The 24,736-nt window shown below is 61.4% G+C and carries 31 protein-coding genes and 1 tRNA gene; 16 read left to right on the forward strand and 16 right to left on the reverse strand.

Annotation, left to right across the window (positions count from 1 at the left end):
- Positions 1-56: 56 nt before the first annotated feature.
- The 3 genes from AEYBE204_RS36850 to AEYBE204_RS36860 all read right to left on the reverse strand — a co-directional run bounded on the left by AEYBE204_RS36850 (position 57) and on the right by AEYBE204_RS36860 (position 2,307).
- Complete coding sequence (locus AEYBE204_RS36850; protein ID WP_023463673.1) at positions 57-743, reverse strand: glutathione S-transferase family protein; 687 nt, start codon at positions 741-743, stop codon at positions 57-59.
- A gap of 89 nt (positions 744-832) precedes the next feature.
- Positions 833-1,651, reverse strand: coding sequence for a class III extradiol ring-cleavage dioxygenase (locus tag AEYBE204_RS36855; RefSeq protein ID WP_023463674.1), 819 nt, complete (start codon positions 1,649-1,651; stop codon positions 833-835).
- 71 nt (positions 1,652-1,722) lie between these two features.
- The gene (locus AEYBE204_RS36860) at positions 1,723-2,307 is read right to left on the reverse strand and encodes a YceI family protein (protein WP_023463675.1); all 585 of its coding nucleotides are present in this window, start codon (positions 2,305-2,307) and stop codon (positions 1,723-1,725) included.
- Positions 2,308-2,570: 263 nt separating this feature from the next.
- Here AEYBE204_RS36860 and AEYBE204_RS36865 point away from each other — a divergent pair, with 263 nt between their 5' ends.
- The 4 genes from AEYBE204_RS36865 (at position 2,571) to AEYBE204_RS36880 (ending at position 7,595) form a co-directional block, all read left to right on the forward strand.
- On the forward strand, positions 2,571-5,054 hold the full coding sequence (locus AEYBE204_RS36865) for a TonB-dependent receptor (protein WP_023463676.1): 2,484 nt from the start codon (positions 2,571-2,573) through the stop codon (positions 5,052-5,054).
- Between the two features lie 109 nt (positions 5,055-5,163).
- Positions 5,164-6,126, forward strand: coding sequence for a methionine ABC transporter ATP-binding protein (locus AEYBE204_RS36870; protein WP_023463677.1), 963 nt, complete (start codon positions 5,164-5,166; stop codon positions 6,124-6,126).
- Positions 6,123-6,788 (forward strand): methionine ABC transporter permease, encoded by a 666-nt coding sequence (locus AEYBE204_RS36875; protein ID WP_155908483.1) that lies wholly within the window; start codon positions 6,123-6,125, stop codon positions 6,786-6,788. Before AEYBE204_RS36870 ends, AEYBE204_RS36875 begins: the two co-directional genes overlap by 4 nt.
- Positions 6,789-6,800: 12 nt before the next feature.
- Entirely contained in the window at positions 6,801-7,595 is a 795-nt protein-coding gene (locus AEYBE204_RS36880) for a MetQ/NlpA family ABC transporter substrate-binding protein (RefSeq protein WP_031231417.1), read from the forward strand.
- Here the strand turns inward: AEYBE204_RS36880 and AEYBE204_RS40450 are convergent.
- The 5 genes from AEYBE204_RS40450 to AEYBE204_RS36895 all read right to left on the reverse strand — a co-directional run bounded on the left by AEYBE204_RS40450 (position 7,592) and on the right by AEYBE204_RS36895 (position 10,062).
- Complete coding sequence (locus AEYBE204_RS40450; protein ID WP_155908485.1) at positions 7,592-7,765, reverse strand: hypothetical protein; 174 nt, start codon at positions 7,763-7,765, stop codon at positions 7,592-7,594. The genes AEYBE204_RS36880 and AEYBE204_RS40450 overlap by 4 nt on opposite strands.
- Positions 7,766-7,902: 137 nt before the next feature.
- A complete protein-coding gene (locus tag AEYBE204_RS36885; protein WP_023463681.1) occupies positions 7,903-8,628 on the reverse strand; it encodes a LuxR family transcriptional regulator in 726 nt (241 codons plus the stop codon).
- A gap of 187 nt (positions 8,629-8,815) precedes the next feature.
- On the reverse strand, positions 8,816-8,992 hold the full coding sequence (locus AEYBE204_RS40755; RefSeq protein ID WP_023463682.1) for a hypothetical protein: 177 nt from the start codon (positions 8,990-8,992) through the stop codon (positions 8,816-8,818).
- Positions 8,993-8,996: 4 nt separating this feature from the next.
- The gene (locus AEYBE204_RS36890; RefSeq protein ID WP_023463683.1) at positions 8,997-9,866 is read right to left on the reverse strand and encodes an SPFH domain-containing protein; all 870 of its coding nucleotides are present in this window, start codon (positions 9,864-9,866) and stop codon (positions 8,997-8,999) included.
- Position 9,867: 1 nt separating this feature from the next.
- Positions 9,868-10,062 carry a hypothetical protein gene (locus AEYBE204_RS36895; protein ID WP_023463684.1) on the reverse strand — a complete coding sequence of 65 codons (195 nt, stop codon included), beginning with the start codon at positions 10,060-10,062 and terminating at the stop codon, positions 9,868-9,870.
- A 163-nt stretch (positions 10,063-10,225) separates the two neighbouring features.
- Between AEYBE204_RS36895 and AEYBE204_RS36900 the strand changes: the two genes are divergently transcribed.
- The 4 genes from AEYBE204_RS36900 to AEYBE204_RS36915 all read left to right on the forward strand — a co-directional run bounded on the left by AEYBE204_RS36900 (position 10,226) and on the right by AEYBE204_RS36915 (position 13,997).
- Positions 10,226-11,917, forward strand: a complete 1,692-nt coding sequence (locus AEYBE204_RS36900) for an alkaline phosphatase (protein WP_023463685.1) — start codon at positions 10,226-10,228, stop codon at positions 11,915-11,917.
- A gap of 64 nt (positions 11,918-11,981) precedes the next feature.
- Positions 11,982-12,578, forward strand: coding sequence for a M48 family metallopeptidase (locus AEYBE204_RS36905; protein WP_023463686.1), 597 nt, complete (start codon positions 11,982-11,984; stop codon positions 12,576-12,578).
- A 57-nt stretch (positions 12,579-12,635) separates the two neighbouring features.
- Positions 12,636-13,154, forward strand: a complete 519-nt coding sequence (locus AEYBE204_RS36910) for a DUF1993 family protein (protein ID WP_023463687.1) — start codon at positions 12,636-12,638, stop codon at positions 13,152-13,154.
- A gap of 60 nt (positions 13,155-13,214) precedes the next feature.
- Complete coding sequence (locus AEYBE204_RS36915) at positions 13,215-13,997, forward strand: lipopolysaccharide assembly protein LapB (protein WP_023463688.1); 783 nt, start codon at positions 13,215-13,217, stop codon at positions 13,995-13,997.
- On the opposite strand, the gene AEYBE204_RS36920 is transcribed toward AEYBE204_RS36915, so the two are convergent.
- From AEYBE204_RS36920 to AEYBE204_RS36930, 3 genes are read right to left on the reverse strand one after another with little or no spacing between them, the layout of a single operon-like run.
- Complete coding sequence (locus tag AEYBE204_RS36920) at positions 13,994-15,040, reverse strand: saccharopine dehydrogenase family protein (RefSeq protein WP_031231420.1); 1,047 nt, start codon at positions 15,038-15,040, stop codon at positions 13,994-13,996. The two genes, AEYBE204_RS36915 and AEYBE204_RS36920, sit on opposite strands and share 4 nt — an antisense overlap.
- A complete protein-coding gene (locus AEYBE204_RS36925) occupies positions 15,033-15,644 on the reverse strand; it encodes a DUF4166 domain-containing protein (protein WP_023463690.1) in 612 nt (203 codons plus the stop codon). Before AEYBE204_RS36925 ends, AEYBE204_RS36920 begins: the two co-directional genes overlap by 8 nt.
- The gene (locus tag AEYBE204_RS36930; RefSeq protein ID WP_023463691.1) at positions 15,641-16,030 is read right to left on the reverse strand and encodes a DCC1-like thiol-disulfide oxidoreductase family protein; all 390 of its coding nucleotides are present in this window, start codon (positions 16,028-16,030) and stop codon (positions 15,641-15,643) included. Before AEYBE204_RS36930 ends, AEYBE204_RS36925 begins: the two co-directional genes overlap by 4 nt.
- A 49-nt stretch (positions 16,031-16,079) precedes the next feature.
- On the opposite strand from AEYBE204_RS36930, the gene AEYBE204_RS36935 reads away from it, so the two are divergent.
- The gene (locus AEYBE204_RS36935) at positions 16,080-16,541 is read left to right on the forward strand and encodes a DUF2269 domain-containing protein (protein WP_023463692.1); all 462 of its coding nucleotides are present in this window, start codon (positions 16,080-16,082) and stop codon (positions 16,539-16,541) included.
- Between the two features lie 111 nt (positions 16,542-16,652).
- Positions 16,653-17,279 carry a glutathione S-transferase family protein gene (locus tag AEYBE204_RS36940; RefSeq protein ID WP_023463693.1) on the forward strand — a complete coding sequence of 209 codons (627 nt, stop codon included), beginning with the start codon at positions 16,653-16,655 and terminating at the stop codon, positions 17,277-17,279.
- 2 nt (positions 17,280-17,281) lie between these two features.
- Here the strand turns inward: AEYBE204_RS36940 and AEYBE204_RS36945 are convergent, their stop codons facing one another.
- From AEYBE204_RS36945 to AEYBE204_RS36960, 4 genes are all read right to left on the reverse strand, one after another.
- Entirely contained in the window at positions 17,282-18,106 is an 825-nt protein-coding gene (locus tag AEYBE204_RS36945) for a hypothetical protein (RefSeq protein WP_023463694.1), read from the reverse strand.
- 39 nt (positions 18,107-18,145) lie between these two features.
- The gene (gene ybaK / locus AEYBE204_RS36950; protein WP_023463695.1) at positions 18,146-18,622 is read right to left on the reverse strand and encodes a Cys-tRNA(Pro) deacylase; all 477 of its coding nucleotides are present in this window, start codon (positions 18,620-18,622) and stop codon (positions 18,146-18,148) included.
- 118 nt (positions 18,623-18,740) lie between these two features.
- Positions 18,741-19,781, reverse strand: coding sequence for a low specificity L-threonine aldolase (locus tag AEYBE204_RS36955; RefSeq protein ID WP_023463696.1), 1,041 nt, complete (start codon positions 19,779-19,781; stop codon positions 18,741-18,743).
- Positions 19,782-19,921: 140 nt separating this feature from the next.
- On the reverse strand, positions 19,922-20,377 hold the full coding sequence (locus tag AEYBE204_RS36960; protein ID WP_023463697.1) for a DUF4442 domain-containing protein: 456 nt from the start codon (positions 20,375-20,377) through the stop codon (positions 19,922-19,924).
- An 85-nt stretch (positions 20,378-20,462) separates the two neighbouring features.
- Between AEYBE204_RS36960 and AEYBE204_RS36965 the strand changes: the two genes are divergently transcribed.
- The 5 genes from AEYBE204_RS36965 (at position 20,463) to AEYBE204_RS36985 (ending at position 23,353) form a co-directional block, all read left to right on the forward strand.
- Positions 20,463-21,338, forward strand: coding sequence for a 2-dehydropantoate 2-reductase (locus AEYBE204_RS36965; RefSeq protein ID WP_023463698.1), 876 nt, complete (start codon positions 20,463-20,465; stop codon positions 21,336-21,338).
- Positions 21,335-22,303 (forward strand): bile acid:sodium symporter family protein, encoded by a 969-nt coding sequence (locus tag AEYBE204_RS36970; RefSeq protein WP_023463699.1) that lies wholly within the window; start codon positions 21,335-21,337, stop codon positions 22,301-22,303. The genes AEYBE204_RS36965 and AEYBE204_RS36970 overlap by 4 nt, the downstream gene beginning before the upstream one ends.
- Before the next feature lie 100 nt (positions 22,304-22,403).
- A complete protein-coding gene (locus tag AEYBE204_RS36975) occupies positions 22,404-22,835 on the forward strand; it encodes a CBS domain-containing protein (protein WP_023463700.1) in 432 nt (143 codons plus the stop codon).
- Positions 22,832-23,143 (forward strand): hypothetical protein, encoded by a 312-nt coding sequence (locus AEYBE204_RS36980; protein ID WP_023463701.1) that lies wholly within the window; start codon positions 22,832-22,834, stop codon positions 23,141-23,143. Before AEYBE204_RS36975 ends, AEYBE204_RS36980 begins: the two co-directional genes overlap by 4 nt.
- 3 nt (positions 23,144-23,146) lie before the next feature.
- Complete coding sequence (locus AEYBE204_RS36985) at positions 23,147-23,353, forward strand: hypothetical protein (protein ID WP_023463702.1); 207 nt, start codon at positions 23,147-23,149, stop codon at positions 23,351-23,353.
- A 149-nt stretch (positions 23,354-23,502) separates the two neighbouring features.
- On the opposite strand, the gene AEYBE204_RS36990 is transcribed toward AEYBE204_RS36985, so the two are convergent.
- Positions 23,503-23,592, reverse strand: a tRNA-Ser gene (locus AEYBE204_RS36990).
- A 365-nt stretch (positions 23,593-23,957) separates the two neighbouring features.
- Here AEYBE204_RS36990 and AEYBE204_RS36995 point away from each other — a divergent pair.
- Positions 23,958-24,736, forward strand: a 779-nt coding sequence (locus AEYBE204_RS36995; protein ID WP_023463703.1) for an outer membrane protein, incomplete at its 3' end; no start/stop codon positions are given.

The raw sequence follows: 24,736 nt of genomic DNA on the forward strand, positions 1-24,736 counted from the left end.
TCCGTGAGATGACCTGCCGCGGCGGGAGGCTCCGGACGATGCCTTCCGCCGGATAATTATACCACTCTGTAATCGGCGGTAATCGTTCCGGCGGCCAGCGCTTCGTCTTCGTGTTCCGGTTCGCGCGCGGTCTCTTGCAGGGCTTCGGCGTACCACACCTGCATCGACGGCAATTGCAGCAGACGCTCGATATAGGCCTGCGACGGCGGGCTCAGTTTCAGGCCATAGGTCTGTACGCGAAATGCGACCGGACAGTAAAAGGCATCAGCCGCCGTAAAGGTCGCACCCGCCAAAAACGGCCCGCCGAAGCGTTGCAAGCCTTCGCGGAACAAGGCGTCGAGGCGTTCTATGTTGCGCAGCAAAGGCGCAGCAATTTCCGTCAACTCGATGCGCAAACCGCAGTTCATGGTGCAGATATTGCGTAGGGCCGAAAAGCCTGAATGCATCTCCGCCGCCGCCGAACGGGCAAAGGCGCGGGCCTCGCGATCGGTGGGCCAGACGGAGGGATGCGTCTCATAGACATATTCGGCGATGGCCAGCGAGTCCCAGACCGTCACCGCTTCGTCCTGCAAGGCGGGGACCAGCGCCGTCGGTGAAAAGGCCTTGAACTGTACGTTCTCGCCGATCGGGGTGCTGAAAAAGTGCTGATGCTCGGTGAACGGGATATCCAGTTCGCGCAGCAGCACCCACGGGCGCAGGGACCACGAGGAATAGTTCTTATTGGCGATGTGCAGGTCGTACATGGTGCGTCTCCGGTTGATGCGAAGACTATGCCAAGACGTGTGGATTTACGAAAGCTGGCAGTTTGTCAGCTTTCGTAAATATTCCGCCATTACCCAAATTGGAAACCGCTCACCGCCGTGTTCATCGGACGGAGCGTCTCGTCATAAGTCCGCACACCGGCATCGTCTCCAGCGGCCCCGGCGGCGATGAACAGCGGCACCAGATGGTCTTCGTGCGGATGGGCGATGCGCGCCCCCGCGCCACGTGACCAGTCGGCGAGCAGCGCCTCGCGCTCCCCACCGTCATGCCGCGTCAGGCTGTCGTTGAGCCAGTCGTTGAAATGGTGTGAGCCGTTAACCGGTTCATGCACCAGCGTCCCGCGGATCAGGGCTTTCAGATCATGGAAACTCATGCCCGAGGCGACGATCAGCACGCCTTCGTCGCGTAGTGGCGCGAGCGCCTTGCCCAAGGCGATATGGTCCTCCGGCTTCCAGTTGGTCTTGATCGACAATTGCACGACGGGGATATCGGCATCGGGATACATCAACAGGAACGGCACGAAGACGCCGTGGTCGTAGTCGCGCTCAGCGTCGCGATCGACCGGAATACCGGCCCCGGCGGCCAGTTCGATCACGCGCTCGGCCAGTTCCGGCGAACCCGGCGCGGGATATTTCAGCTGATAGGTATGGTCGGGAAAGCCGTAATAGTCGAACAGCATACCCGGATGCGCCTTGGTCTGGACCGTGAAGCGTTCGGTCATCCAGTGGGCTGATACGACCAGAATGGCCTTCGGTTTCTGGCCCACCTGACGAGGGATATCGCGCAGATAATCGCCCATCCTGTCCCAGATATGCGGCGGGTTCCAGTCCATGAAAAAGCACGGACCGCCGCCATGCGGGATATAGAGGGTAGGCATTTTCGCGGACATGACAGGTCTCCAAAAAAGAACGGGCGCAACCGAATTGCGCCCGTTCCTGTACGTATAGGCTTAGGCGTGACTTACTGCTTTTGTGCTTCGGCGGTGATGACCAGCTTGATCTCGTCGCTGACGAACGGGACATTGGCGCCCATGTTGAATTCCGAACGCAGGATGGCGCCCGTAGCGCTGAAGCCCGCGGCCTTCTTCTTCGCCATCGGGTGCTCGCCGATCTTGTTCAGCTTGACCGAGAGGGTGATCGGCTTGGTGATGCCCTTGATGGTCAGGTCGCCGACGACCTTGGCCGTATCCTTACCCGTGACGGTGACCTTGGTCGATTTGAAGGTTGCGGTCGGGTACTTGGCGGCGTCGAAGAACTTCTCACCCTTGAGGTGGCCGTCGAAGACATCGTAACCGGTGTTCAGGCCAGCGATGGCGAAGGAGACCTCGACCGAAGACATTTCCGGCTTGGCTTCGTCGAGCGTGACGGTGCCGACAGCGTTCATGAACTTGGCGGTCGGGTTGGAATAGCCGAGGTGGTTCCAGCTAAAGGCGACTTCGGTATGGGTCGGGTCGAGCTTGAAGGTTTCCGGCGCGGCGAGAGCAGGGCTCATGGCGCCAGCAAACAGAACGGCGGCGACGGCAGCGGATTTGAACAGGGGCTTCATGAAGGGATCCTTTTGAGGCAGAAACATGTATGCGACTAAACGTAACTATAAGAGTTACCGTTATGGCTTGCAAGAGGGTGTACCGCGATAAAAATAAAAACGCAGCGAGAATTATCAGATTTCCATACGGTCGCCATTGTCGCTTTTAGGTAACGCGCGCGACGCAATCCACAACTGACACCAAAGCGCAACGCGACTGTCATAAGGTTTCGTTAAGCCTGCAACGAGATAACGTCCTATTCCCTTATTTGCAGGTTGTTCCCATGTCGTCTTCGCGCCTTTCGCTCATGGCCGTTTCCACTCTCGCTCTTATGGCTGCTGCGCCGGTTTCCGCCCAAACAGTGAACGAAGACGTCATCCCCGAAATCGTCGTCACGGTGCAAAAGCGCGAGCAGAAGCTGCTCAACGTCCCGGCGGCGGTGACGGGCCTGAGCAACAGCTTCCTGACCGATGTCGGCATCACCGATTTCGCCGAACTGGCCCTGTTCGTGCCGGGCTTCGAGGTGCAGGACCAGTCACCGAACAATCCGGGCTTCGTCATGCGCGGCGTGACCTCGGACTCAGGCACGGCGACCGCGGAAACCCGCGTCTCGGTGTTTCAGGACGGGGTGAGCATTTCGCGCTCGCGCGGTTCCTATGTCGAACTGTTCGACCTTGAGCGCGTCGAAGTCGCCAAGGGCCCGCAATCGACCCTGTTCGGGCGTGGCGCGCTGATCGGCGCGGTCAATGTCATTCAGGCCAAGGCCAAGCCGGTGCTGGACGCCAAGGCCGCCGTCAGCGCGGGCGACTACAATTTCCGCATGGTCGACGCCATGATCAATGTGCCGCTGGGCGACACCTTCGCCGTGCGTCTGGCAGGCCGCACCAAGCACCGCGACGGCTATGTCGAGAACCTGCTCGGCGGTAAGGACTTCAACGGGCTCGGCACGGATGCTTTACGTTTGTCGGCGGCGTGGACGCCGTCGGACGTGCTCGGCTTCGACCTGATCGTCAATACGCAGAAGGACTCGACGCCGGGCACGGCCTTCAAGTCGGGGACGTGGAACCCGACCGATCCCAATACGGGCGCGGTTCTGGGCGATCGCACGCCGTTCGGCGGTGCCGCCCTGTCGCCCGGTTTCCTGGGCCGCGACCTCGGCCTTGAGCGCACGGTGACCGGCACGACCCTGCTGGGCCGCTGGGCGATCAACGACGTGTGGAGCCTGTCGTCGATCTCGGCGCACCGCCGCTTCAGCGCCTCGGAAGTCTTCGACGCCGACGGCATGTCGCTCAACCTGCTGACCGCCGCCGAAATCGCCAAGGGGTCACAGTGGTCGCAGGAACTACGCCTCAACTACGATACGGGCGGTGCCGTGTCGTGGTTCGCGGGCGTCAGCTACTTCAAAGAAGAGGCCTCGACTGCCGTGCCGCTGCAATTCGACGAGCGCGCCGCCGGCCTGTTCCTCGCCAACGTCCTGACGCGCCCGACGCCGCAGTCCCTGCCGGTGCTGCAAGCCACGGCCAATGCCGCTTTCGGCCCGCTGGCACCCTATCTCGACACCACGCACCGCGAAGTGTCGACCACCTATGGCGACACCAAGTCGATCGACGCCTATGCCGACGCCACGTGGCGCGTAACGCCGAAGTTCGAACTGAGCGCCGGTATCCGCTACACGCAGGACGACAAGGTGTCGGGCTATTCGGCCAGCGTCGAGACGCCGTCGGTGCTCGCCGCCGCCTCGCAGCTTTCCCCCGCCATCAGCGCGCAGGTCAATCAGCTGGCGACGCAGTATTTCCTGCAAACCGGCACCGCGCCGTCGCAGGCGATGATCGCGACCTGGACGGCTGCCGTGACGAAAGCCGCCGTGGCGGGCCTGCCGCCGGTCGGTATCTTCAAGCAGCCGACGCCGGGTAACGGCAACGTCGTCAGCCAGTCGTTCAGCGACGACGGCGTCACCTGGCGCCTCGTGGGCCGCTACCTGTTCAGCGATACGGTCAACGGCTACGTCTCGGTGGCGCGCGGCCGTCAGCCCAAGGTCCTGTCGGGCGACTCCGGCGCCACGCCGCTGGCCCAGCCGAAATTTACCCAAGCCGACGCCGAGACGGTCGACAGCCTCGAACTCGGTCTCAAGACGCGCCTGATGGGCGGTCGCCTGAGCTGGGACACGGCGGTTTATGGCTACAAGTACGAGAACTTCCAGACACAGGTCTCGACCTCGACCGGCGGTCTGGTCACGGTCAGCGCGGGAGAGGCCGACGCCTACGGCCTTGAGACCCAGGCCTATTACCGCGTGATCCCGGGAGCGGATATCTTCGCCACCTACGCCTATAACCATTCGCGCTTCGGTAACGGGATTTACAAAGGCAATCGCTTCCGCCTGAGCCCGGATCATAGCGTATCATTAGGCGGTCGTTTCAAGTTCTCGACCGAAGCCCTGCGCTTCTGGGTCACCCCGACCTATACCTGGCAATCGGACGTCTTCTTCGAGAACGACAACGACCTGCCGCAGTTTCAGACCGCCGTGCCGAATCTGCGCCCGGTCGGCGACACGGTGCAGGACGAAAAGCAGAAAGCCTATGGTCTGCTCAACCTGCGCCTCGGCTTCGCGCCTAAAAAAGCCCCGTGGTCGGTTGAAGTGTTCGCCGACAACCTGACCGACGAAGCCTATATCAAGGACGCGGGTAATACGGGCGACAACCTCGGTGTAGCGACCTTCATCGCGGGCGAACCGCGCATGGTCGGTGTCACGGTGCGGGTGAATTACTAAGAGGCGGTTTAGTCTGGATCACCTGAGGCCGCAGAAAATCGCGCTTTACCGGCTTCCGCGCACTGCCTAGAACCGGAACATGGTTTCAGTCGATAACAGTTCCGCGCCCATGATCCGCCTGAGCGGGGTCAGCAAGCGTTTCCCGCTCAAGGGCGGTGGGGCGCAGGCTGCCCTGTCCGGTATCGATCTGGAGATCGCCACCGGCGAGGTGTTCGGCATTATCGGGCCGTCGGGATCGGGGAAATCGACCCTGATCCGCCTCATCAACCGTCTGGAACGGCCCGATGAGGGGCGTGTCGAGGTCGCGGGTATCGACATGGCCACCTTGTCCGAGGCCGATCTGTCCATCCGGCGGCACAAGCTGGGCATGATCTTTCAGCAGTTTGGCCTGTTGTCGTCGCGCACGGCGCGGCAGAACGTCCTTTATGCGCTGGATATCGCCGGGACCGGCACCCGGCACGAACGCAAGGCGCGCGCCGATGCGTTGCTGGCGCAGGTGGGACTCACTGCCCACGCCGACAAATATCCGGCGCAGTTGTCCGGCGGTCAGAAGCAGCGCGTGGCCATCGCGCGGGCGCTGGCCAATGCGCCCGACATCCTGCTGTGCGACGAGGCGACGAGCGCCCTCGATCCGGAGTCGACGCGCGATATCCTCGATCTGATCGCCGCCCTGAACTGCGATCTGGGCCTGACGGTGGTGCTGGTCACGCACGAGATGGAGGTGGTGCGCCGGGTCTGCGACCGCGTGGCCGTGCTCGACCACGGGCATTTGGCCGAAACGGGCACGGTGGCCGAGGTGCTGTTCACGCCGAAAAGCGCGCAGGGCCGGGTACTGTCGGATTTCAGACCACCGGGTGACGCCGGTCTTGTGCGCCTGACGTGGCAAGGGGCTGACCCCGTGGCGCACAGCCTGCGAGGGTTAGACGCCTGGGTCAGCATCCGCAGCGGGCAGGTCTCGGCACTCAAATCCGGACCCTATGGCGATGTGTGGGCCGACATCAGTGGACCCGACCGCACAAAGGCCATCGACGCCCTGCGGCTGGCGGGCGTTCAGGTGCGGGAGGCGGCATGATGGAATGGCTCGGCAATATCGATCCTTTGGAAATCGCGCGGGCGTCGGGTGAGACCCTCGGCATGGTCGCGGCGTCTCTGGTCGCCAGCATCGCGCTGGGACTGCCGCTGGGTGTGTGGCTGTCGGTGACGTCGCCGTCGGGCCTGTCGCCCCATCGCGGCGTCTATGCAGCTTTGAGTTTCGGGGTCAACGTCCTGCGCTCCATCCCCTTCGTGATCCTGTTCATCCTGTTGATCCCGGTCACTCTGACTCTGGTCGGCACGTCGCTGGGGGTGAGGGGCGCGATCCCGCCGCTGGTCGTGGGGGCCGCGCCGTTCTTCGCCCGGCTGGTCGAGAACGCCCTGCGCGAAGTCGACCGCTCGGTGATCGAGGCCAGCCGCGCGCTTGGTGCGTCGAAGCGTCAAATCGTCCTTCAGGCGCTTTTGCCCGAAGCCCTGCCGTCGCTGATAGTAGCGGCTACAGTGACGGCCATCGCGCTCGTCTCCTACACGGCCATGGCGGGCGTCGTCGGGGCCGGCGGGCTGGGCGATTTGGCCGTGCGCTACGGCTATCAGCGTTTCCAGACCGACGTCATGGTGGTGACGGTCGTCTTGATCATCGCCCTGGTTCAGGGGCTTCAGGGGCTGGGCGACGGGCTGGTGGCCCGCTTTGCCCGTAAGTAGGAGGAACTCAACATGCTATCACGTCGTGGATTTGTAGGATCGGTTCTAGCTGCGTCTTCGCTGGCAGCCTGTGCCAAACCCAAGGCCGACCTCAGCCACCTGAGCGTGGCGGCGACCGCCGTGCCGCACGCCGAAATCCTCAAAGCCATCGCGCCGGAACTGGCCAAGGGCGGGATCACGCTGGATATCAAGATTTTCAACGACTATGTGCAGCCGAATTTGCAGGTCGATCAGGGCCTGATCGACTGCAACTATTTCCAGACCCTGCCGTATCTGGAGGCCTTCAATACCGAACGCGGCACCAAGCTGGTCACGGTCGCGGGCGTGCATGTCGAGCCATTCGGGGCCTATTCGCGCAAGTACAAAGACATCAACGCCTTGCCCAATGGCGCGGTCATCGCCCTGCCGAACGATCCGTCCAATACCGGCCGCGCCCTGATCCTGCTGCACAAGAACGGCCTGATCACACTGAAAGACCCGGCCAATATCAATGCGACCCTGAAAGACATCGCCGCCAATCCGAAGAACTTCCAGTTCAAGGAGCTGGAATCGCCGTCCCTGCCACGCGTGCTGAGCGAGGTCGATCTGGCGCTGATCAACACCAACTATGCTTTGGACGCCAAGCTGGAGCCCAAGCGCGACGCCCTGATCATCGAAGGCTCGGACAGCCCCTATATCAACTATCTGGTGGCGCGCGCCGACAAAAAAGACGATCCGCGCATCACGGCGCTGGCGGTGGCTTTGACGTCGGCTACGGCGAAGGATTTCATCGCCAGAACCTATAACGGAGCGGTTATCGCGGTTTAAGCGATGTGCTTGCGTCCGTGGAATTGTTGCTCCATGCGCGACCGCTTCGTCGCGCAATAGCGCTCCAGCGTTCGCGCCATCATCGCGTTCAGGTCTTGCGCGAGATCGGGGTCGCCGGCCTTGAGCGCCAGGTCCTGAAGGAGATCCAACTGCCCCAGGAGGGCGTCCATAAACTTGTCCTGATTCATAACCTTAACGCTCATATCGGGTGAGTAACAATCTTGCCCAAGGTGCCGAAAACACGGTTATCCGCCAATAGGGCAAACGCCCGGATTGGTTTCCGAGAAATTAAAGTACAGGCTGGGCTCTAAAGACTGATATATCCGCGTTTCAGACCGCGGACGGTCGCTACGACCCGGTTGGGTGCGTCAAGCTTATGAAAAATGCTGCGCAAGTGGCCATCGACCGTGCTCTGGCTGATGCCCAGTATCTGGCCGATTTCGCCATCGGTCTTACCGGCGGCGAGCCACAGCAGGACATCGCGTTCCTTGACGCTCAGGGGATGGATGTCCACGCGCCCTGCACAATGAGGCGTCTTCATGTCGCGGTAGGCCTGATAGAACTGGGCGCATATCGCGTTCAGAAGCGGCAGATCGACGTGACGCTTTTCACGGTCCGCCGTCGATAAACCTATGGCGGCGCGGCCTCCGGCCAGCGGCACCGCGATCCCTTGACGTAAATTCAGATCTTCCAGTTCGCCCATGAAATGGGCCTGCGCCCGGCTCAGGCTGTAGAATTTCGCCAGATCGTCCCAGGCAAAAATACGCACGCCGGACTTTACGGCCCGCACAAGCGGGTCGATCCGGGCGTAATTCTTTTCATTGTAAAACGCCTTCCATCCCTCAAGCGCCTGCATGTGAATGCCGTAGGCATGGCTGCATTCCGGGATGTCCGGATCGTTGAAAATAGAGAATATTATCCGCTCGTAGCCGTATTGGCCTACCGCACGGGACAGGTAGCCGAATAACGCGGCTTCGGTGGGGGCCGTAACAGTATCGGAGACAAAGTCTTCGAAACGATAAATTGAAAGCACTACAAGTCCAGACGCAACTTTACACCAGATCCGAACCAGAAATTCTTGCGCAAATGAAAATTGTGCTGAGAAAATACGCCCGATACGCGATCCTGTGCCGCCTATGCGTCCTGAGCGCGCTTTTGGCAAGTCCCTAACCGACCGGTGTGTTGATAAGTTGTTACAACAGCGGCGAGGAACGTGATGGTTAATCCTCTGTCCCCGGCACGGGCAGACGGACGCCGCGCCGGGTCAGGGCTTCGCGCAGCAGCATCTCAAGCTGGGCGTTGGTCGAGCGCAGTTCGGCCGCGGCCAGACGCTCGACCGCCGTCAGCACCTCAGGCGGGAGGCGCAGGGGATAGGCTTTTTTACCGGGCGAGGCCACGATCTCAGCCGTACAGCGTGCCGGTATTGACCACCGGCTGGGCTTCGCGGTCGGCGCACAGCACGACCAGAAGGTTCGACACCATCGCCGCCTTGCGCTCTTCGTCGAGCTTGACGACGCCGCGCTCCGACAACTGCTCCAGCGCCATTTCGACCATGCCGACGGCCCCGGCGACGATTTTCTGACGCGCGGCGATGACGGCCTCGGCCTGCTGACGTTTGAGCATGGCTCCGGCGATTTCCGGCGCATAGGCCAGATGCATCAGGTGGGCTTCGTCGACCGTCACGCCGGCGACCTCGACGCGCAGCTGAAGGTCGGCCTTGAGGCGCGCCCCCACGATGTCGGCGTCGTCGCGCAGGGTCGGTGCCCCGTCTTCGGCGTGATCGTAGGCGTATTGCCGTGCCGTTTCACGCAGGGCCGTCTCGATCTGGATATTGACGAAGACATTATAGTCGTCGACGTCGAAGAGGGCCTGAGCCGAGTCCGAAACGTGCCAGACGACATTGGCGGCGATTTCGATCGGGTTGCCGCGCTGGTCGTTGACCTTGAGCGCCTCGCTGGTGACGTTGCGCACGCGCAGGCTGACGTTCTTGCGCGTGTACCAGAACGGCACCCAGCGCAGGCCGGTCGTGCGGTCGCTGCCCTTGTAATTGCCGAAGACCGTGATGGCCACGGCCTGATTGGGCTGCACCGTATAGAAGCCCGATACGGCCAGAAGCGTCAGGACGCCCATCACGATCGCGGGCGGGATCAGGCGAAGTGCGATGGCGACCCCGGCCCCGGCCAGAAACACCAGAACGATCAGCAGCCACAGGCCGCCGCTGCTGCCCGCACCCGGCCGTTCGCGCGTGCTGTTTATCGGTTGCGTGTTCATCTCAGATGTCCCTTTCCGTGGTCGCGTAGCCCTTGCCCATCATCTTCGGCCGCAGGGTGAGGACGCGGTGCATCTTCTGCTTGCGCAGAAGAAAATTGTCTACATTCAGGCCCGCGGCATCGTGAGACGAACTGTAGTTCAGAATTTCCCAGCCCTGCGCCACCAGATCGCTCAGGGGTTTCGTATCGTCAGCCATAATTAAAAGTCCTCCGTTATTCTTATATCAAAGTGATATCACTTTTGTGGCGAGAGTCAAATGAATTACGGCCTGTGGATAAACTGTCGCAAAGTCGATAAGCGGCTGTCATGAAATCACCCTAAAGGCCGGTCTGAGCGTTGCAACGCAGGGGACGGCGGGCATGACGACCGACTACAGACTGAATCGCCGCAAGGCCCTGATGGCGCTGGGTCTGGCGGGTGCCGCCCCCGCCGTCAGCGCCACCGGTCCTGCGCCGGTCAAGGGGGCGCATTTCCGCCACGGGGTCGCCGCCGGCGATCCGCTGAACGACCGGCTGGTCCTGTGGACAAGAGTGTCGGGTCTCGAGGCCATGACGGCGGTGACATGGCAAATCGCGACCGACGCCGGTTTCAAAACCATTCTGCGCAGTGGACAGTTCTATACCGACGCCGGACGCGACTATACGGTCAAGGTCGATGTGGCGGGGCTCAAACCCGGCACGGTCTATCATTACCGCTTCATCTGTGACGGCGTCGAATCGCCCGTCGGTCAGGCCAAGACGCTCCCCGAAAAGACCGAGCGCGTGATCATGGCCGTGGCCTCGTGTTCGCTGCACCCGAACGGTTATTTCAACGCCTATCGCGCCATAGCCGACCTCGATGAGGCCGATGTGGTCGTCCATCTGGGCGACTATCTTTATGAATACGGCGCGGGCCTGACCGACTACGGCATGGGCAACGGGCGGATGCTGGGCCGGGTGCCGGACCCGCCGCACGAGATCGTGTCGCTGGCCGATTACCGCACCCGCCACGCGCAATATAAGTCCGATCTCGACCTTCAGGCGGCGCACGCCCGCGCGGCGTGGATCTGCGTCTTCGACGATCACGAAATCTGCAACGACCCGTGGACCAGCGGCGCCGAAAACCACCAACCGGACCGCGAAGGCGACTTTATGGTGCGCAAGGCCGTGGCGCTGAGGGCCTATCGCGAATGGATGCCGATCCGCGATCCGCAGCCGGGGCAACTGAATGAGGCCATCTATCGCAGCTTCCGTTTCGGCACCTTGGCCGAACTGTTCATGACCGAGACGCGGTTGCTGGCGCGCAGCAAACAGCTCGATTACCAGACCGATGTGCCGAAGACGGCCACCGGCCTCGACTTCGACGCCTTCCGCGTGAAATTGAACGACCCGGCGCGCGAACTGCTGGGGCAGGCGCAGCGCGACTGGCTGGGGGCAGCCCTGACCGCTTCGACCAAAGACGGCGTGCGCTGGCAGGTGCTCGGCAATCAGGTGGTCATGGCGAAGGTCGCCGGGCCGAATATCCGCAAGGTCTATGGCGACGCACAGGTGCAAAAACTGCTCGACAGCCTGCCGGGCAATGTCCGTGCCATCGTCGAGCCGCTGGTCCTGACCTTCAGTCAGGACGATGCCCTGCCGCTCAATCTCGATGCCTGGGACGGCTACCCGGCGGAGCGCGAACGGCTCTACGACCTGATCAAGGCGGCGAAGGCGCGCGCCATCGTCCTGTCGGGCGACAGCCATCAGGCCTGGGCCAATCAACTTCATGACACAACGGGCGCGGAAGTCGCCGTCGAAATCGGCGTCACGGCGATCTCCAGCCCGACCATCTGGTTCGACAAGATCATCCCGAACTTCGATTTGCCGAAGGTGCTGACCGATCAGAACGCCGAGGTGCTGGCGGCCTCGACCGACCGCAACGGCTTTGTGCGGTTGACGCTGACGACGGAGCGCGCCGAGGCCGAATGGGTGTCGGTGTCGTCGATCACCTCGCGCGACTATAACGTGACGACCGACGGGCGGTTCCGCACCGAAGCCCTGACCGACCGGGCGGGCCCGTTACAAGTGCTGTAAGCGCGTAACGCTGGCTTGTCAGTCGGGGCGACCTGTGGTTCCCTTAAGGAAAAGAGGGTGGAACATGATCAGGCTGACTATTTTCTGTGTGCTGGTGTTTGCCGGTGCGGCGCAGGCCTGTCCGCTCATTTCGCGCCCTGACACGATGCTGTTCGTGCGTGCGGAACGGCTGTACGAGGCGACCGATCAGGTGGCGCTGGAGGCCCTGCGCCCGCAACTGGAAGCGGCGTTCGACCGCGCGCCCGATCCCGCCGACCCGACCTGTGCCGGGAAGCTCAACGTCTATGGCAAGGTGGCGCTGGCGCTCGGCTGGTTGCGCGCACAGTCGGGTGACCACGAAGGTTCGCGGGCGATCTTCGTGCGCGGTACGGTCTATACGCCGATGGATATGGCGCTGGCGCACGAGGCGGCATTTTCCCTGATCGAGCTGGAACGGTACGACGAGGCGCTGATCGCCGTCGACGCGTTGCTCATACGCAAGCCGTTGGACAAGAAGGCAAAGGCCGGGTTGTTCCGATCGCGCGGCTATGCCCTGATTGGGCTGGAGCGCTGGGACGAGGCGGAAAAAGCGTTCAAGGCGTCGCTGAAACTCGAACCCGGCAATATGCAGGCCAAATACGAACTTCAATATATCGCAGATAATCGAAATCCCGCCTCTTGATCGGACGCGTCTGCCGCCCATTTGCGTAGGGCATATTGCACCACAGAGAGCGAAACCATGTCCGACGTCCCGCCGATCAATATCTATTCGATGACCGTGCCCGTACTGCTCAACGGCATCAAAAACCTGACCCATATCCTCGACAAGGCCGAGGCCTATGCGACGGAAAAGAAGATCGACCCGGCGGTGGTGACCGAGGCGCGTCTGGCGCTCGACATGCACCCGCTGCGTCGTCAGATCCAGTCGGTGTCCGACACCGCCAAGGGCGCGGTGGCGCGTCTGAGTGGCACGGAAAACCCGTCCATGCCGGACACGGAAACGACCTTCGCCGAGTTGAAAGAACGCCTGCAAAAGACCGTCGATTTCATAAAATCGGTCGATCCGGCCCTGTTCGAAGGCGCGGAAACGCGCGACGTCGTGCTGAAAACCCCGGCGCGCGAAATCAACTTCACCGGCTACAGCTACGTGATCGGTTTCGTGCTGCCGAACGTCTTTTTCCATATCACCACCGCCTATGCGATCCTGCGTCATAACGGCGTCGATTTGGGCAAGAGCGACTATCTGCGCGGCGGTTAAGTCTTGCCAGACATACCCGTTCCGGTTTAGCCTCCCGTCATCATAACGGGGGGCTTTTTCATGATTTTCAGACCGATACTCGTCGCGGCATGCGTCGCCATGACCGCAACCGGCGCTTACGCGGAAGCGGACAAGAAAGACGATATCCTGCCTTTGGTACCGGTGTCGCCGTGCCAGACGCACGACAAGGACGCCGAGGCAAAGGCCCAAGGCCTGGCGGACAAGTTCAGAACGGCGCTCCGTTCAGGCGATCGCGCGGCTATTCTCGGTATGGTGACGGAAATGGAAGCCGTCATGGCTGCCGCACCCGCACCCTATTATATCGAGCGCTGCGAAAACGGCATCAATATCTACACCAGCAATATGACGGCGGCGATTTTGGTCGGCGCGATGGCGGCGGGCGACAAGGACAGCAAGGCCAACAATAATCTCAATCTCCACGGTCAGACGGCCTATGCGACACTGGCTTTCGGCCTGGGCTGGGCCTATGCCGACCGTCGGGACTATGACCGCTGCATCACGGTGCTCGAAGACGGTCTGAAGCGCGATCCGTTCGACGAACTGATGATCGCCGAAGAGCTGTATTGCATGGGGCAAGACCGGCGTAACGAGGAAACCGTCGCCAAGGCCGATGGTTACCTGAACAATTTCATGCTGGGTCTGTCGGACCTCGGCAAGGCCGCTATTCTGCGGCGCAAGGGCTATGCCCTGATCGAGCTGGCGCGGTGGGACGAGGCCGAGAAGGCCTATAAGGACTCGTTGAAGCTCGACCCGAAGAGCCAGATCGCCAAGAGCGAACTAGAGGTCATCAAGGCGCAGAAGAAGCGTTTGAAGGCGAGTTAAGCGGTTGCAATATTGAACGGTTTCAGCGCGGCCAGATAGTCGTCTAGGCGGATATGGCCGAGGCTGGAGCGCGCGCCGGCGGCCAGCGGTTCGCCCTGCGCCAGCCGTTCGGCCAGCAGGATGGCCGGGACCGAGGGGATCTGCGGTCCGTCGCCGTCCCTGGCGATGATATGCCAGTCGATCCGTTTGGGCCTCCCGTCGTGCCCGGTGCCGCTCAGGACCATGAACATGCCGCCATCGTCGGAGCCCAGTGGATCGAACAGGTCGGCGGCTTTTAACAACGGCTTGGCCAGGTTCGGCAGCGGAAAGGGCAGGAGCCGCCAGCGCACCGTCCACGACAGCGCCCATAGCCCCAGATGGATAAAGCCCAGCTCCAGCCCGGCGCCAAAACGGATCGACTTGAGGCCATAGTGCGCGGGCAACAGGTCGAGGTCGGGGATATCGCAATCGCCCATCAGGCGCGGCCCCAGATGCGGGAATCGGTGCCGCCGTAAACCCTGCCAGCCATAGGCTTTCTCGTGTCCGGCGAACGGTTTCAGCGGCTGCCCGACATAGGACAAAATCGCCGCCGTGGTGGCCAGACCGCGCTCCGCCCCTTGGCCCGGACAGATGCCGAAATCGACGGCATCCAGCGTGGCGAACCGGTCGCGGAAATGGTCAATGGCCGCCGACGACAGGCACGGCACGGTCGAGGCCCCGCTGATGGCGGTCACGTTGGCGGCTTTCGCCTCGGCGTCGAGCGCGCTGAATCCGACGACGAAATCGCGGGCGTCGGATAGGTCGACATAGTGGACGCCCGCGGCGATACAGGTCCGTGCCACGTGGTAATCCGCGCCCTGATACGGTCCGGCGGTATGGACGACGACGGCGGGTTTGTATGTGGCCAGAGCTTCGGCCAGACCCGTATTGAGGTCGAAGCAGGCCTCGGCGCGTTTCGGGTCGCGCCCGGCGATGATCACGGATACGCCGCGCGCCCTCAGGCCATCGGCGATGCGCTTACCGAAATTACCATAGCCGCCTAACACCATTACCGAATTAGTCACGCCGCAGAATCTCCGTCACCCGGAATTCGCCGCCGTAGCTGTAGAGCGGCTTTTCCAGCAAACCACCTGACATCTGCATGTGCATCTTGAAGCTGTCCTCGCCGGTCGCCTGTTCGTAGGCATAGCCGTAGCCGACGAGCCATTCGATCGGCATGGGGATATCGAGGCCCAGCAGGCGCACCACATAACCGGCGTGGCGCAGAATGACCTTGTCTTTGTCGAAATAGTAGGTCGCTTTCCACCCCGCGCCGGTCTTCATATATTCGGTCACGCGGTGGGCGCGTTTGGAGATCATACGCGAGCGAAACACGACCGGCGCGCGGCCCGGAAAGTTGAAAATGCGCTCAAAGACGAAAGCGTTGCTGTCGGGCTCGGAATGAAAATGCACGGTCGTCGGCACGGCGGTGCCTTCATAGGGCGTCAGCATGCCGGTCAGTTTGATCAGCCACGACAGCTTGCGCATCCACGGGTGCATCTCGACATCGAGCGTCCCTTCGACGGTGACGCGATCGCGCGAAAATGGCCGGTTGGCGTAGTGGGCCTTGAGCGCCGGGGGCAGGGCGGCCCACTGCTCATCGAACACGGCTTCGAAGGTGGTTTTCATATCTCGTGCTTCCCCATCAATTTCAGGCTCACGCGTCGTCCGGTTTTCAGCACCGGATAAAGCCATTTGACCCGCGCTTTCGAGCGGAACAGCCAGGCATTGAAACGGTTGAACGCATCGCTCGACGAGCCCATCAAAGCCAGCATATGCATGGCGTCTTCGCCGTGGTGCAACTGTCCCTGATAGGCGACGACGATGCCCTGATTGAGGTCGAAACCGCGCGCCTTGATTTCGGCTATCAACGGGTGATCGGTCGTCCGCGCATCGAGCGTTTCCAGCCGTCCGACGGCGCGATTGACGCGAAAACCCTGCGCCCCCGCCCGGCACAGCGGGCAGTCGCCGTCATAGACGAGATAGAGCGTATCGGCGTCGGTCTTGCTCATCATCCCCTGACCCTTTATCACCTTGTCATAGGCCTGTCGGGGAGGGGGATCAATGCTCTATCTGTGGATCAAGTGGGTACACGTCGTGTCCTCGACCATCCTGTTCGGGACAGGCATCGGCACGGCCTTTTTCATGTTCATGGCCAATCGGCGCAAGGACGTCGCGGGCATCGCCTTCGCCGCGCGCCACGTGGTCATTGCCGATTGGATTTTCACCACGCCTGCCGTGACGGTGCAGCTTCTGACCGGGCTATGGCTGGTCCATCTGGGCGGGTTTAGCCTGTTCGGTGGCTGGGTACTGGGCGGATTGCTGCTCTATGTGTTCGCAGGCCTGTGCTGGCTGCCGGTGGTGTGGATGCAGATCCGGATGCGCGACCTGTCGAAAGCCGCACTGGCGTCGGGCGAGCCCCTGCCGCCACTTTACTGGATCTATGAACGCTGGTGGGTGATCCTCGGCGCGCTCGCCTTTCCGGCGATCGTGGTGGTGTTCTGGCTGATGGTGGTAAAGCCGTAGTCAGGGGCGTAAATATTGATTTGCAGCCCTTGACCGCCACAATTGCGCCCCTATCTCTGACGCAGCACTGAGACACCCCGACAGGGGAAACCCGAACTAAGGATTTCCGCGATGATCACCCTGCACACCTGGACGACGCCCAACGGTTTCAAGGCCTCCATCGCGCTGGAGGAACTGGGTCTGCCGTACAAGGTCAATCCGATCAATATCGGCGCGGACGATCAGTTCAAGCCGGAGTTCCTCAAAATCTCCCCCAACAACAAGATCCCGGCCATCGTCGATGACGAGACCGGCATCAGCGTCTTCGAAACCGGCGCCATCCTCGTCTATCTGGCCGAAAAGACCGGCAAGCTGCTGCCCGCGTCGGGCGAGGCGCGGTATAAGGTATTGGAATGGCTCAACTGGCAGATGGGCGGTTTGGGGCCGATGCTGGGGCAACTGGGCCACTTTACGGTATTCGCGCCGGAACAGGTGCCCTATGCCCAGAACCGTTACAAGACCGAGGCGATCCGCCTGCTGAAGGTGCTTAAAACGCAACTGTCGAAGCATCCTTACGTGGCGGGCGAGGACTATTCGATCGCCGACATCGCCATCTATCCGTGGATCAATACGCTCCGCACCTTCTACAAGCAGGAAGCGCTGCTGGAAGCCACGCCGCATATCAATGCCTGGTTCGCCAAGGTCGGCGAACGCCCGGCGGTACAAAAGGGCATGACCATCGGCAAGGAAGCGCGTTAGGCCTATTTGGATTTTACGACCGTTACCGAACGCATGACGTCATTATAGACTTCAGTGGTTGGCCACATTGGGCGGCCATCGTAACGAAACGGCGTTAGCACCACCTCTCTCAGGTGGCGTTTCGGAACGGCGACCACCTTGGCGCCTTTGGCGATAAACTCATCCAGCAGCCATATGCCCTTGGGTAAGCCGCCTAATTCCCGCAATTTCCAGTTCCCATCAGGCATTAGGCTGACTTCGGCAAAACTACGGGACTTTAGTTGCGGATTCTGGCAGGCCACGTAAAACAATGACGGACCTGCCCATTCCGGTATTTCACAGGGAAAAGGTGCTTTCCACGCTGTGGCATGATCGGGCGAGGCCCAATCGATCAGGTGGAATTGCGCCGGACTATGCATCTCCTCGATCGCTGAGTCGGTCACGTAGCGGCCATCGGGTGAGGGCGCGACATTGGCATCGAACCAGAACAAGCGCCCGTCTTTGCCGATCAGAATAAGGTTTCCGCCTTCGCCCGGATACCAAACGGTCAAGGCATGAGGTTCCGGCGCGCTGTCCGCTGACGTTTTCAGTTGCCACATCATCCAGTAGGTCCAGATATAGCATTCATTAACCGGGCAGTTTCCCGAAGCGTTGTCTTTAAGATGGACAACTGGCTTACCGTCGAAATTCAAGATGAGCGTGTCTGCGTTTCGTTCAGCAAGGCCGCTGGATTCCGTCAATCGTTCAGGTTCCCCATCACGGTAACCCATATCGAACGGTTGTATGGCCTGAGCGACACCGATATTGGTCGCGATCAGAAAAATGGTCGCTAAAACGGTCTTCAGCATGTCCTGCCCCCTGTTTCGAGGACGGTATCATGCGCATAGTTATTCCGCCATTAAATCCATATATCCGGCATTTAGGAAGTTTAAGGCCTCATCTGGCGCGATGCTGAGCAGCAAACCGCGCTGACCGGCATTGATATAGACAATGTCATAAAGCTGCGCGGTTTCGTCGATGGCGGTGGGGTGGGCTTTACGCTGGCCGAAGGGCGAGATTCCGCCGACCTTGAAGCCGGTGACCTTTTCCGCTTCGGGCACTTTCATCATGTTAGCCGACTTGCCCTTGAAATGCGCAGCCAGCTTTTTCATCGACACTTCGCCGTCCGACGGCACAACGACGCAGACGCCCTTGCCGTCGACCTCGGCCATCAGGGTCTTGAAGGTTTGCGACGGATCGACGTTCAGGGCCTCGGCGGCTTGCAGTCCGACGCGCGGCGCGTCCGGGTCGTAGGCATAGGGGTGGAGATCGAAGACGATCCCGGCTTTGGTGAGGGCAGCAGTGGCGGCGGTGGTTTTGGACATGGACTTGTCATTTTTTTCCCTCTCCCTGAGGGAGAGGGTGGCCCGACTGGGCCGGGTGAGGGGGAAAGGGTGCAGCGAGTATGTGTTTAACAGTTCCCCCTCACCCTAGCCCTCTCCCTCAAGGGAGAGGGGATTGTTGAGAGCCGCAATCGGCAAGGAACTGATCGACCTCCGCGGCGGTAGTGATGAAACTGCACACCAGACGGTAGGCATTATCCCCGGCGAGCGACCACGGATAGAATTTATGGCCCGCCGCTTCAAGGCCCTTTGCGACCTTGGGTGGCAGGGTGACGAACAGGGCATTGGCTTCGACCGGATAGAGCACCGATACGCCGTCGATGCCAGCCAATCCGGCCTCCAGCCGCTGCGCCATCGCGTTGGCGTGACCAGCCAGTTCAAGCCACAGATCGCCCTCCAGCAAGGCCAGCAATTGCGCGGAAACGAAGCGCATCTTCGACGGCAACTGCCCCATGCGCTTGTGCCAGTATTCGAAATCGCGCTGGAGCGCCGGATTGAAGATGACCACGGCTTCGGCCAGAGCCGCGCCCGCCTTGGTGCCGCCGAACGACAATATATCGACGCCAGTCACGGCCTCACGCGGCCACACGCCTAATGAGGCCACCGCATTGCTCAGGCGCGCCCCATCCATGTGGATCAGCAGGTCGTGCGCATCGGCAACGGCACGCAAGGCCTGCAACTCCGCGATGCTGTAGACCGTGCCGATCTCGGTCGATTGCGTCAGGCTGATCACCCGGGGCCGCACGGCGTGCGGCGCGTGGTCCTTCGATCCGGCGACGATGCGCTCGATACCGTCGGGCGTCAGCTTGCCGAGGTGATCCGGCGCGATCAGAATCTTGGCCCCGGTGAAGAACTCCGGCAGGCCGCATTCGTCGTTCTGGATATGGGCGTCGCGCGTGGCGATGACGGCCTCGAACGGTTTCATCATGGCGGCCAGCGCCACGCCATTGGTCGCCGAGCCATTGAAGGTCGGGAAGGCGCGCAATTGCGGCGCGGCGAACACCTCGCGCAGTTTTGCGTTGAGGCGGAGGGTGACCTCGTCGGCCCCGTAGGACGGCATGTGGCCGCTATTGACGGCGCCTAAGGCTGCCAGAACGGCGGGGTGCATCGGGGCGGTATTGTCGCTGGCTAAGGAGGGCATGATTTCAACTTTCCCCTCTCCCTATGGGGAGAGGGTGGCCTGAAAGGCCGGGTGAGGGGGCGTGACACGCTCGGAGGTGGCCCCCTCACCCCAGCCCTCTCCCCGTAGGGGCGAGGGAGTTTAAGTAAGGCCATTCTAAGCTATTTAGCGGGTTTCTTCCTCACATATAATGTCTTGTGGACGCGCGCCACCACTACGCCGTCGTCATCCACCACATCGACCTCGAATTCCGGCTCGATCTTGGGCTGGCTGTCGGCCAACGCCCTGATCCGCGCGATCTCTTCCGGCGGGATGCGAAAGATGGCCTTGACCCGCCCGCGACCGGGCTTGAGGAAGTCGATGCGCGCCGCCTTGTCCCACACGATATAGCCGCGCCCCAGTTGCGTCATCAGGATCGCCATGAAGAACGGGTCGCACATCATATAGAGCGAGCCGCCGAACTGTGTGCCGACGACGTTGCGGTTCCACCAGCGTAGCTTCATGTGGACCTCGATCTCGGTGAAGTCGTCGGAATAGCGCACGACGCGGATACCGGCCCCGATCATCGGCGGATAGAGGTTGATCAGCTTGAAACGTTTGATAGGGTCGCTGGCCATAAGTACGCTCCGCATGAGATTGTCTTGACCTTAACGTCAAACGCAGCAGCGGTACAGATTCACCCAAGGGAAGCCGGTACTTAAAATGAAGAATATCCTGATCATCGGACCGGGCGCTGTCGGCCTGAGCGCCGGAGCGGCCCTGATCGACGCCGGACACGACGTCACCTTCGCCGCGCGTCAGGCCTTCGCGCCGTTACGCGTCAACTGTGCCGGCGAACCCGCGCGCGATCTGGCCGTCACCGTCGTCACCGATCCGGCTGAGGTCACGCCGCCCGACTGGGTACTGCTCTGCGTCAAGGCGCATCAGGTTCAGGGCGCGGCGGACTGGCTCAACGCGGCGGCGGGTGAGGGGACGCGCGTCGCCATCCTGCAAAACGGCGTCGAACACGTCGAGCGTGTCGAACCGCTGGTGCCGAACGTGCCTCTGGTGCCGGTGGTCGTGGATATCCCCGCAGGTCGTTACGCCCCCGGCGTCGTCGAATGGCGCGGGCGGGCCAATCTGCTGGTGCCGGACTCAGCCGATGGCCGTGATTTCTGCGCCCTGTTCGACGGCACCTTCGTCAGCGCGCGCACGACCGGGGATTTCGTCACCGACAATTGGCTGAAGCTGTGCGTCAATGCGCCCGGCGGCGCGGTCCTGGCCCTGACCGGTCAGCCGATGCGCGTCTTCCATAAACCGGGCGTGGCCGATATCGCCCGCGCCATCCTCAGTGAATGCGTGGCGGTGGGTAGGGCCGAGGGCGCGAAATTGCCCGACAGCCTCATCGAGGCCCAGATGGCGAAATTCATGGACGCTACCCCGGACGACACCAATTCGATGTACGACGACCGGGCGGCGGGCCGCGAAACCGAATGGGACGCCCGCAATGCGGTGATCGTGCGAAAAGGCCGCAAGCATGGTATCCCGACCCCGGTCAGCGATATCCTCGTGCCCCTGCTGGCGGGACAAACCCCATGAAACTGTTCAAAGTCCTCGACCCCTATATCCTCATGCTGCTGGGCATGGTGCTGCTGGCTTCGATCTTGCCCGTGAGGGGCGAAGCCGCCGTTATGGCCGAATGGACCAAGGACGCCGCCATCGTCCTGCTGTTCTTTTTGCATGGGGCCAAGCTGTCGCGCGAATCGATCTGGGCCGGGATGAAGGCGTGGAAAGTCCATGCGCTGGTCTTCGCCACGACCTTTGCGGTGTTCCCGCTGTTGGGGCTTGGGCTGCGGGCGGCGCTCGGCCCGATCATGGACCCGATGATGTTATCCGGTTTGCTGTTCCTCTGCCTGCTGCCCTCGACGGTGCAGTCGTCCATCGCCTTCACCGCCATCGCCAAAGGCAATGTCGCCGCCGCCGTGTGCAGCGCTTCGGTGTCCAATATCCTCGGCATCCTGATCACGCCGATGCTGGTGGCGCTGTTGATGGGGCAAGCGGCCGGCGGTGTATCGCTTGATGCTATCAGCTCGATCGCCTTGCAACTGCTGCTGCCGTTCATCGTCGGGCACCTGCTGCGGCCGGTTCTGAAAGGGGTTCTCGACAGGCACAAGACCCTCGTCGGACGCGTTGATCGCGGCTCGATTCTGCTGGTCGTCTACACCGCCTTTTCGGCCTCGGTGGTCGAGGGCCTGTGGTCGAAGGTCGGCCTTGGCGATCTGACCCTGATGTTCGTCGCGGGCGCCGCCTTGCTGGCCGCCGTCATGGGCTTCACCTGGTGGGCGTCGGGTCGGGCAGGTCTTAGCCGCGAGGATCGCGTCGTCGTTTTGTTCTGCGGTTCGAAAAAGAGTCTGGCGTCCGGCGTGCCGATGGCCGGGACGCTGTTTCCGCCCGCCGTGCTGGGGCCGGTGCTGTTGCCGGTCATGCTGTTCCATCAGTTGCAGCTGATCGTCTGCGCTTTTCTCGCCCCGAAGCTGAAAGGTGAGGATATAGAAAATCCATAAAGGCGCGTCTTGTTCGATCCTTACATGTGACTCGCCAAGACTGCCGTCCTTTTTATGGCCTTTCGTATAGGTTGAAGCTCCAGAAGTCAGGGAGCAATCTATGTTAGTCCGTCAGGTCATGTGTACCGATGTCCGCATCGTGCATCCTTCCACCTCCTTCCGCGAGGCGGCGCAGATGATGCGCGACCGCGACTGCGGGTTTCTGCCTGTGGGCTCCAACGATCGCCTGCAAGGGGCGGTAACCGATCGCGATATCGTCATCCGCGGTCTGGCCGAAGGGAAAAAGCCCGACGCGCCGGTGTCCGATGTGATGAGCGATCGCATCATCTACTGCTTCGATGAAGACGACGTCGAGGACGCGGCCCGGCGCATGAAGCGCGACCAGATACGTCGTCTGGCCGTCCTCAATGCCGACCGGCGGCTGGTGGGCGTGGTGTCGCTCGGCGACATTGCGCGGGGCTGCGAGGACGAGCGTCTGACCGGCGATATCGAAAACGCCGTCGCCGAAGACACGAAGGTGGCCGCCGAATGACCGTAGATACTGACGACCGTCATCGCGTGATCGCCTTGCTCGACGACATTATCGGCACGACCAACCGCACCTTGCGCGTGGCGGGCTACGAACAGCTGAAAGCGGCCTTGCTGGCGCATATAGACGCTGACGGGCATGAGGGCCGCGCGGGAACGGGCGAGGGCGCGCATCAAATCGCCGATATCCGTCGACTGATCGACGCCATCGGCGCGACCTCGATTTCCAGCGATCTGTGGATCGAGCAGATCGGCGAACTAAACCACGCGGTGCGCGAACATTTCCGCTTGCACCAGACGGGCGAGGCCTAGGTCATGACCAAGCATCAGCACCATGTGCAAATATCCGAAACGGCCGCAGGCGGTCACGACCCGCTCGGTTTGCCCCGGCGAGAAGACGACAGTCCGCTGCTGGTGACCGGGGCCGACAGCCTGTTCAATGCGTTGGAGGACACGCTCAACCCGGCGCGCGCGGGCGAAGTCTGCGATACGGTGCGCCTGCGCGAGATCGAACTCGCCTGACTTCATCTCGCAAATGCGAATCGAGTCTGGGTGCGCTGCAATGGATTGCGGCGACGGCGTCCTTTGTGAACGTTAAATATCCACTGCGATAAGCGCGGTAAATTTACCACAGAATCAAAAAAGCCCGCCGAACCGGCGGGCTTTTTGAATGGCGGAGAGGGTGGGATTCGAACCCACGGTAGGCTTCCACCTACGCCGCATTTCGAGTGCGGTACATTCGACCACTCTGCCACCTCTCCGTCTTTTCAAGGTGTTGCGCCAAAAGGAAGCGCAAATCGCTCAGTGGTCTGAACGAGGTGTTCTCCTACTCACATGTAACGAATTCCGCAAGTCCCTTTCCACAGCTATTCACATTTAATTATTGAAAATTTACACCCGATCCTAGAGGTGATAAGCCATCTGATGTTCAAGAGTTGACCCGTCATAATTCGTGTCTTTCGGGTGTCAGTCGTCGCTAAAGCGATTCACCGGGCGCATTTTTAACCAAAATACCATTTTAGGTGCTAGGCAAAAAACGTTCCCAAAGTTATGTATACATTTGTAAACAACGGTACTCAGCCGGGATTTCGGCTGTTCGATCGATGGCCAAGAGAGGGCATTACACATGAAACTCAATTTGCTGGCGGGCGCTGCGCTCGTCGCACTGGCAACGGCGACTGGCGCCTTTGCTCAGGAAGCTGAAGGTTGGTACGGCGCTGTCGACCTCGGTTACAACACGAAGTCCGATTACGACGCGCGCAATGCGCCGGTTGCACAAGGCACCGGCCTGAGCCCGACCTACGTCTTCAAGACCTCGACGGAAGACGACTGGGCCGGTTTCGCCCGTCTCGGCTACCGTTACAGCCCGAAGTGGCGCGTTGAATTCGAAGGCGGCTACCGCCCCGGCGACGTGGACTCCGTCCGCGGCACCCCCGGCATCGGCATGACGCCGGGCCTGACCGGCGTGACCGGCAGCTTCGACCAGACGACCTTCATCACGAACCTGATCTACGATTTCATTCCGGAGTCGAAGTTCCATCCGTTCGTCGGCGTCGGTATCGGTCTCGACCGCGTCAAGGCCGATTATTCGGGCAAGGCGGCGACCTATAACGCCAACTTCAAGATCACCGGTGAAGACACCGTCGCCGCTTACCAGGCCCTGGCCGGTTTCGCGTGGGCCCTGTCCGACCGTTTGAATCTGGACCTCACCTACCGTTATCTGACGACGGAAGAAGTGAACCTGAAGTATAACGTCGCGGCCACCACCACCTATACGCCGAACTTCTTCGGCCCGGCCAACAACGGCTTCTCGGGCAAGTTCAACAACCAGACCGTCACCGTCGGCCTGCGTTGGGCGCTCGGCACGCCGACCCCGCCGCCGGCTCCGGTCGTCGACACCCCGCC

This window comes from Asticcacaulis sp. YBE204 (assembly GCF_000495855.1).
Lineage (GTDB): Bacteria > Pseudomonadota > Alphaproteobacteria > Caulobacterales > Caulobacteraceae > Asticcacaulis.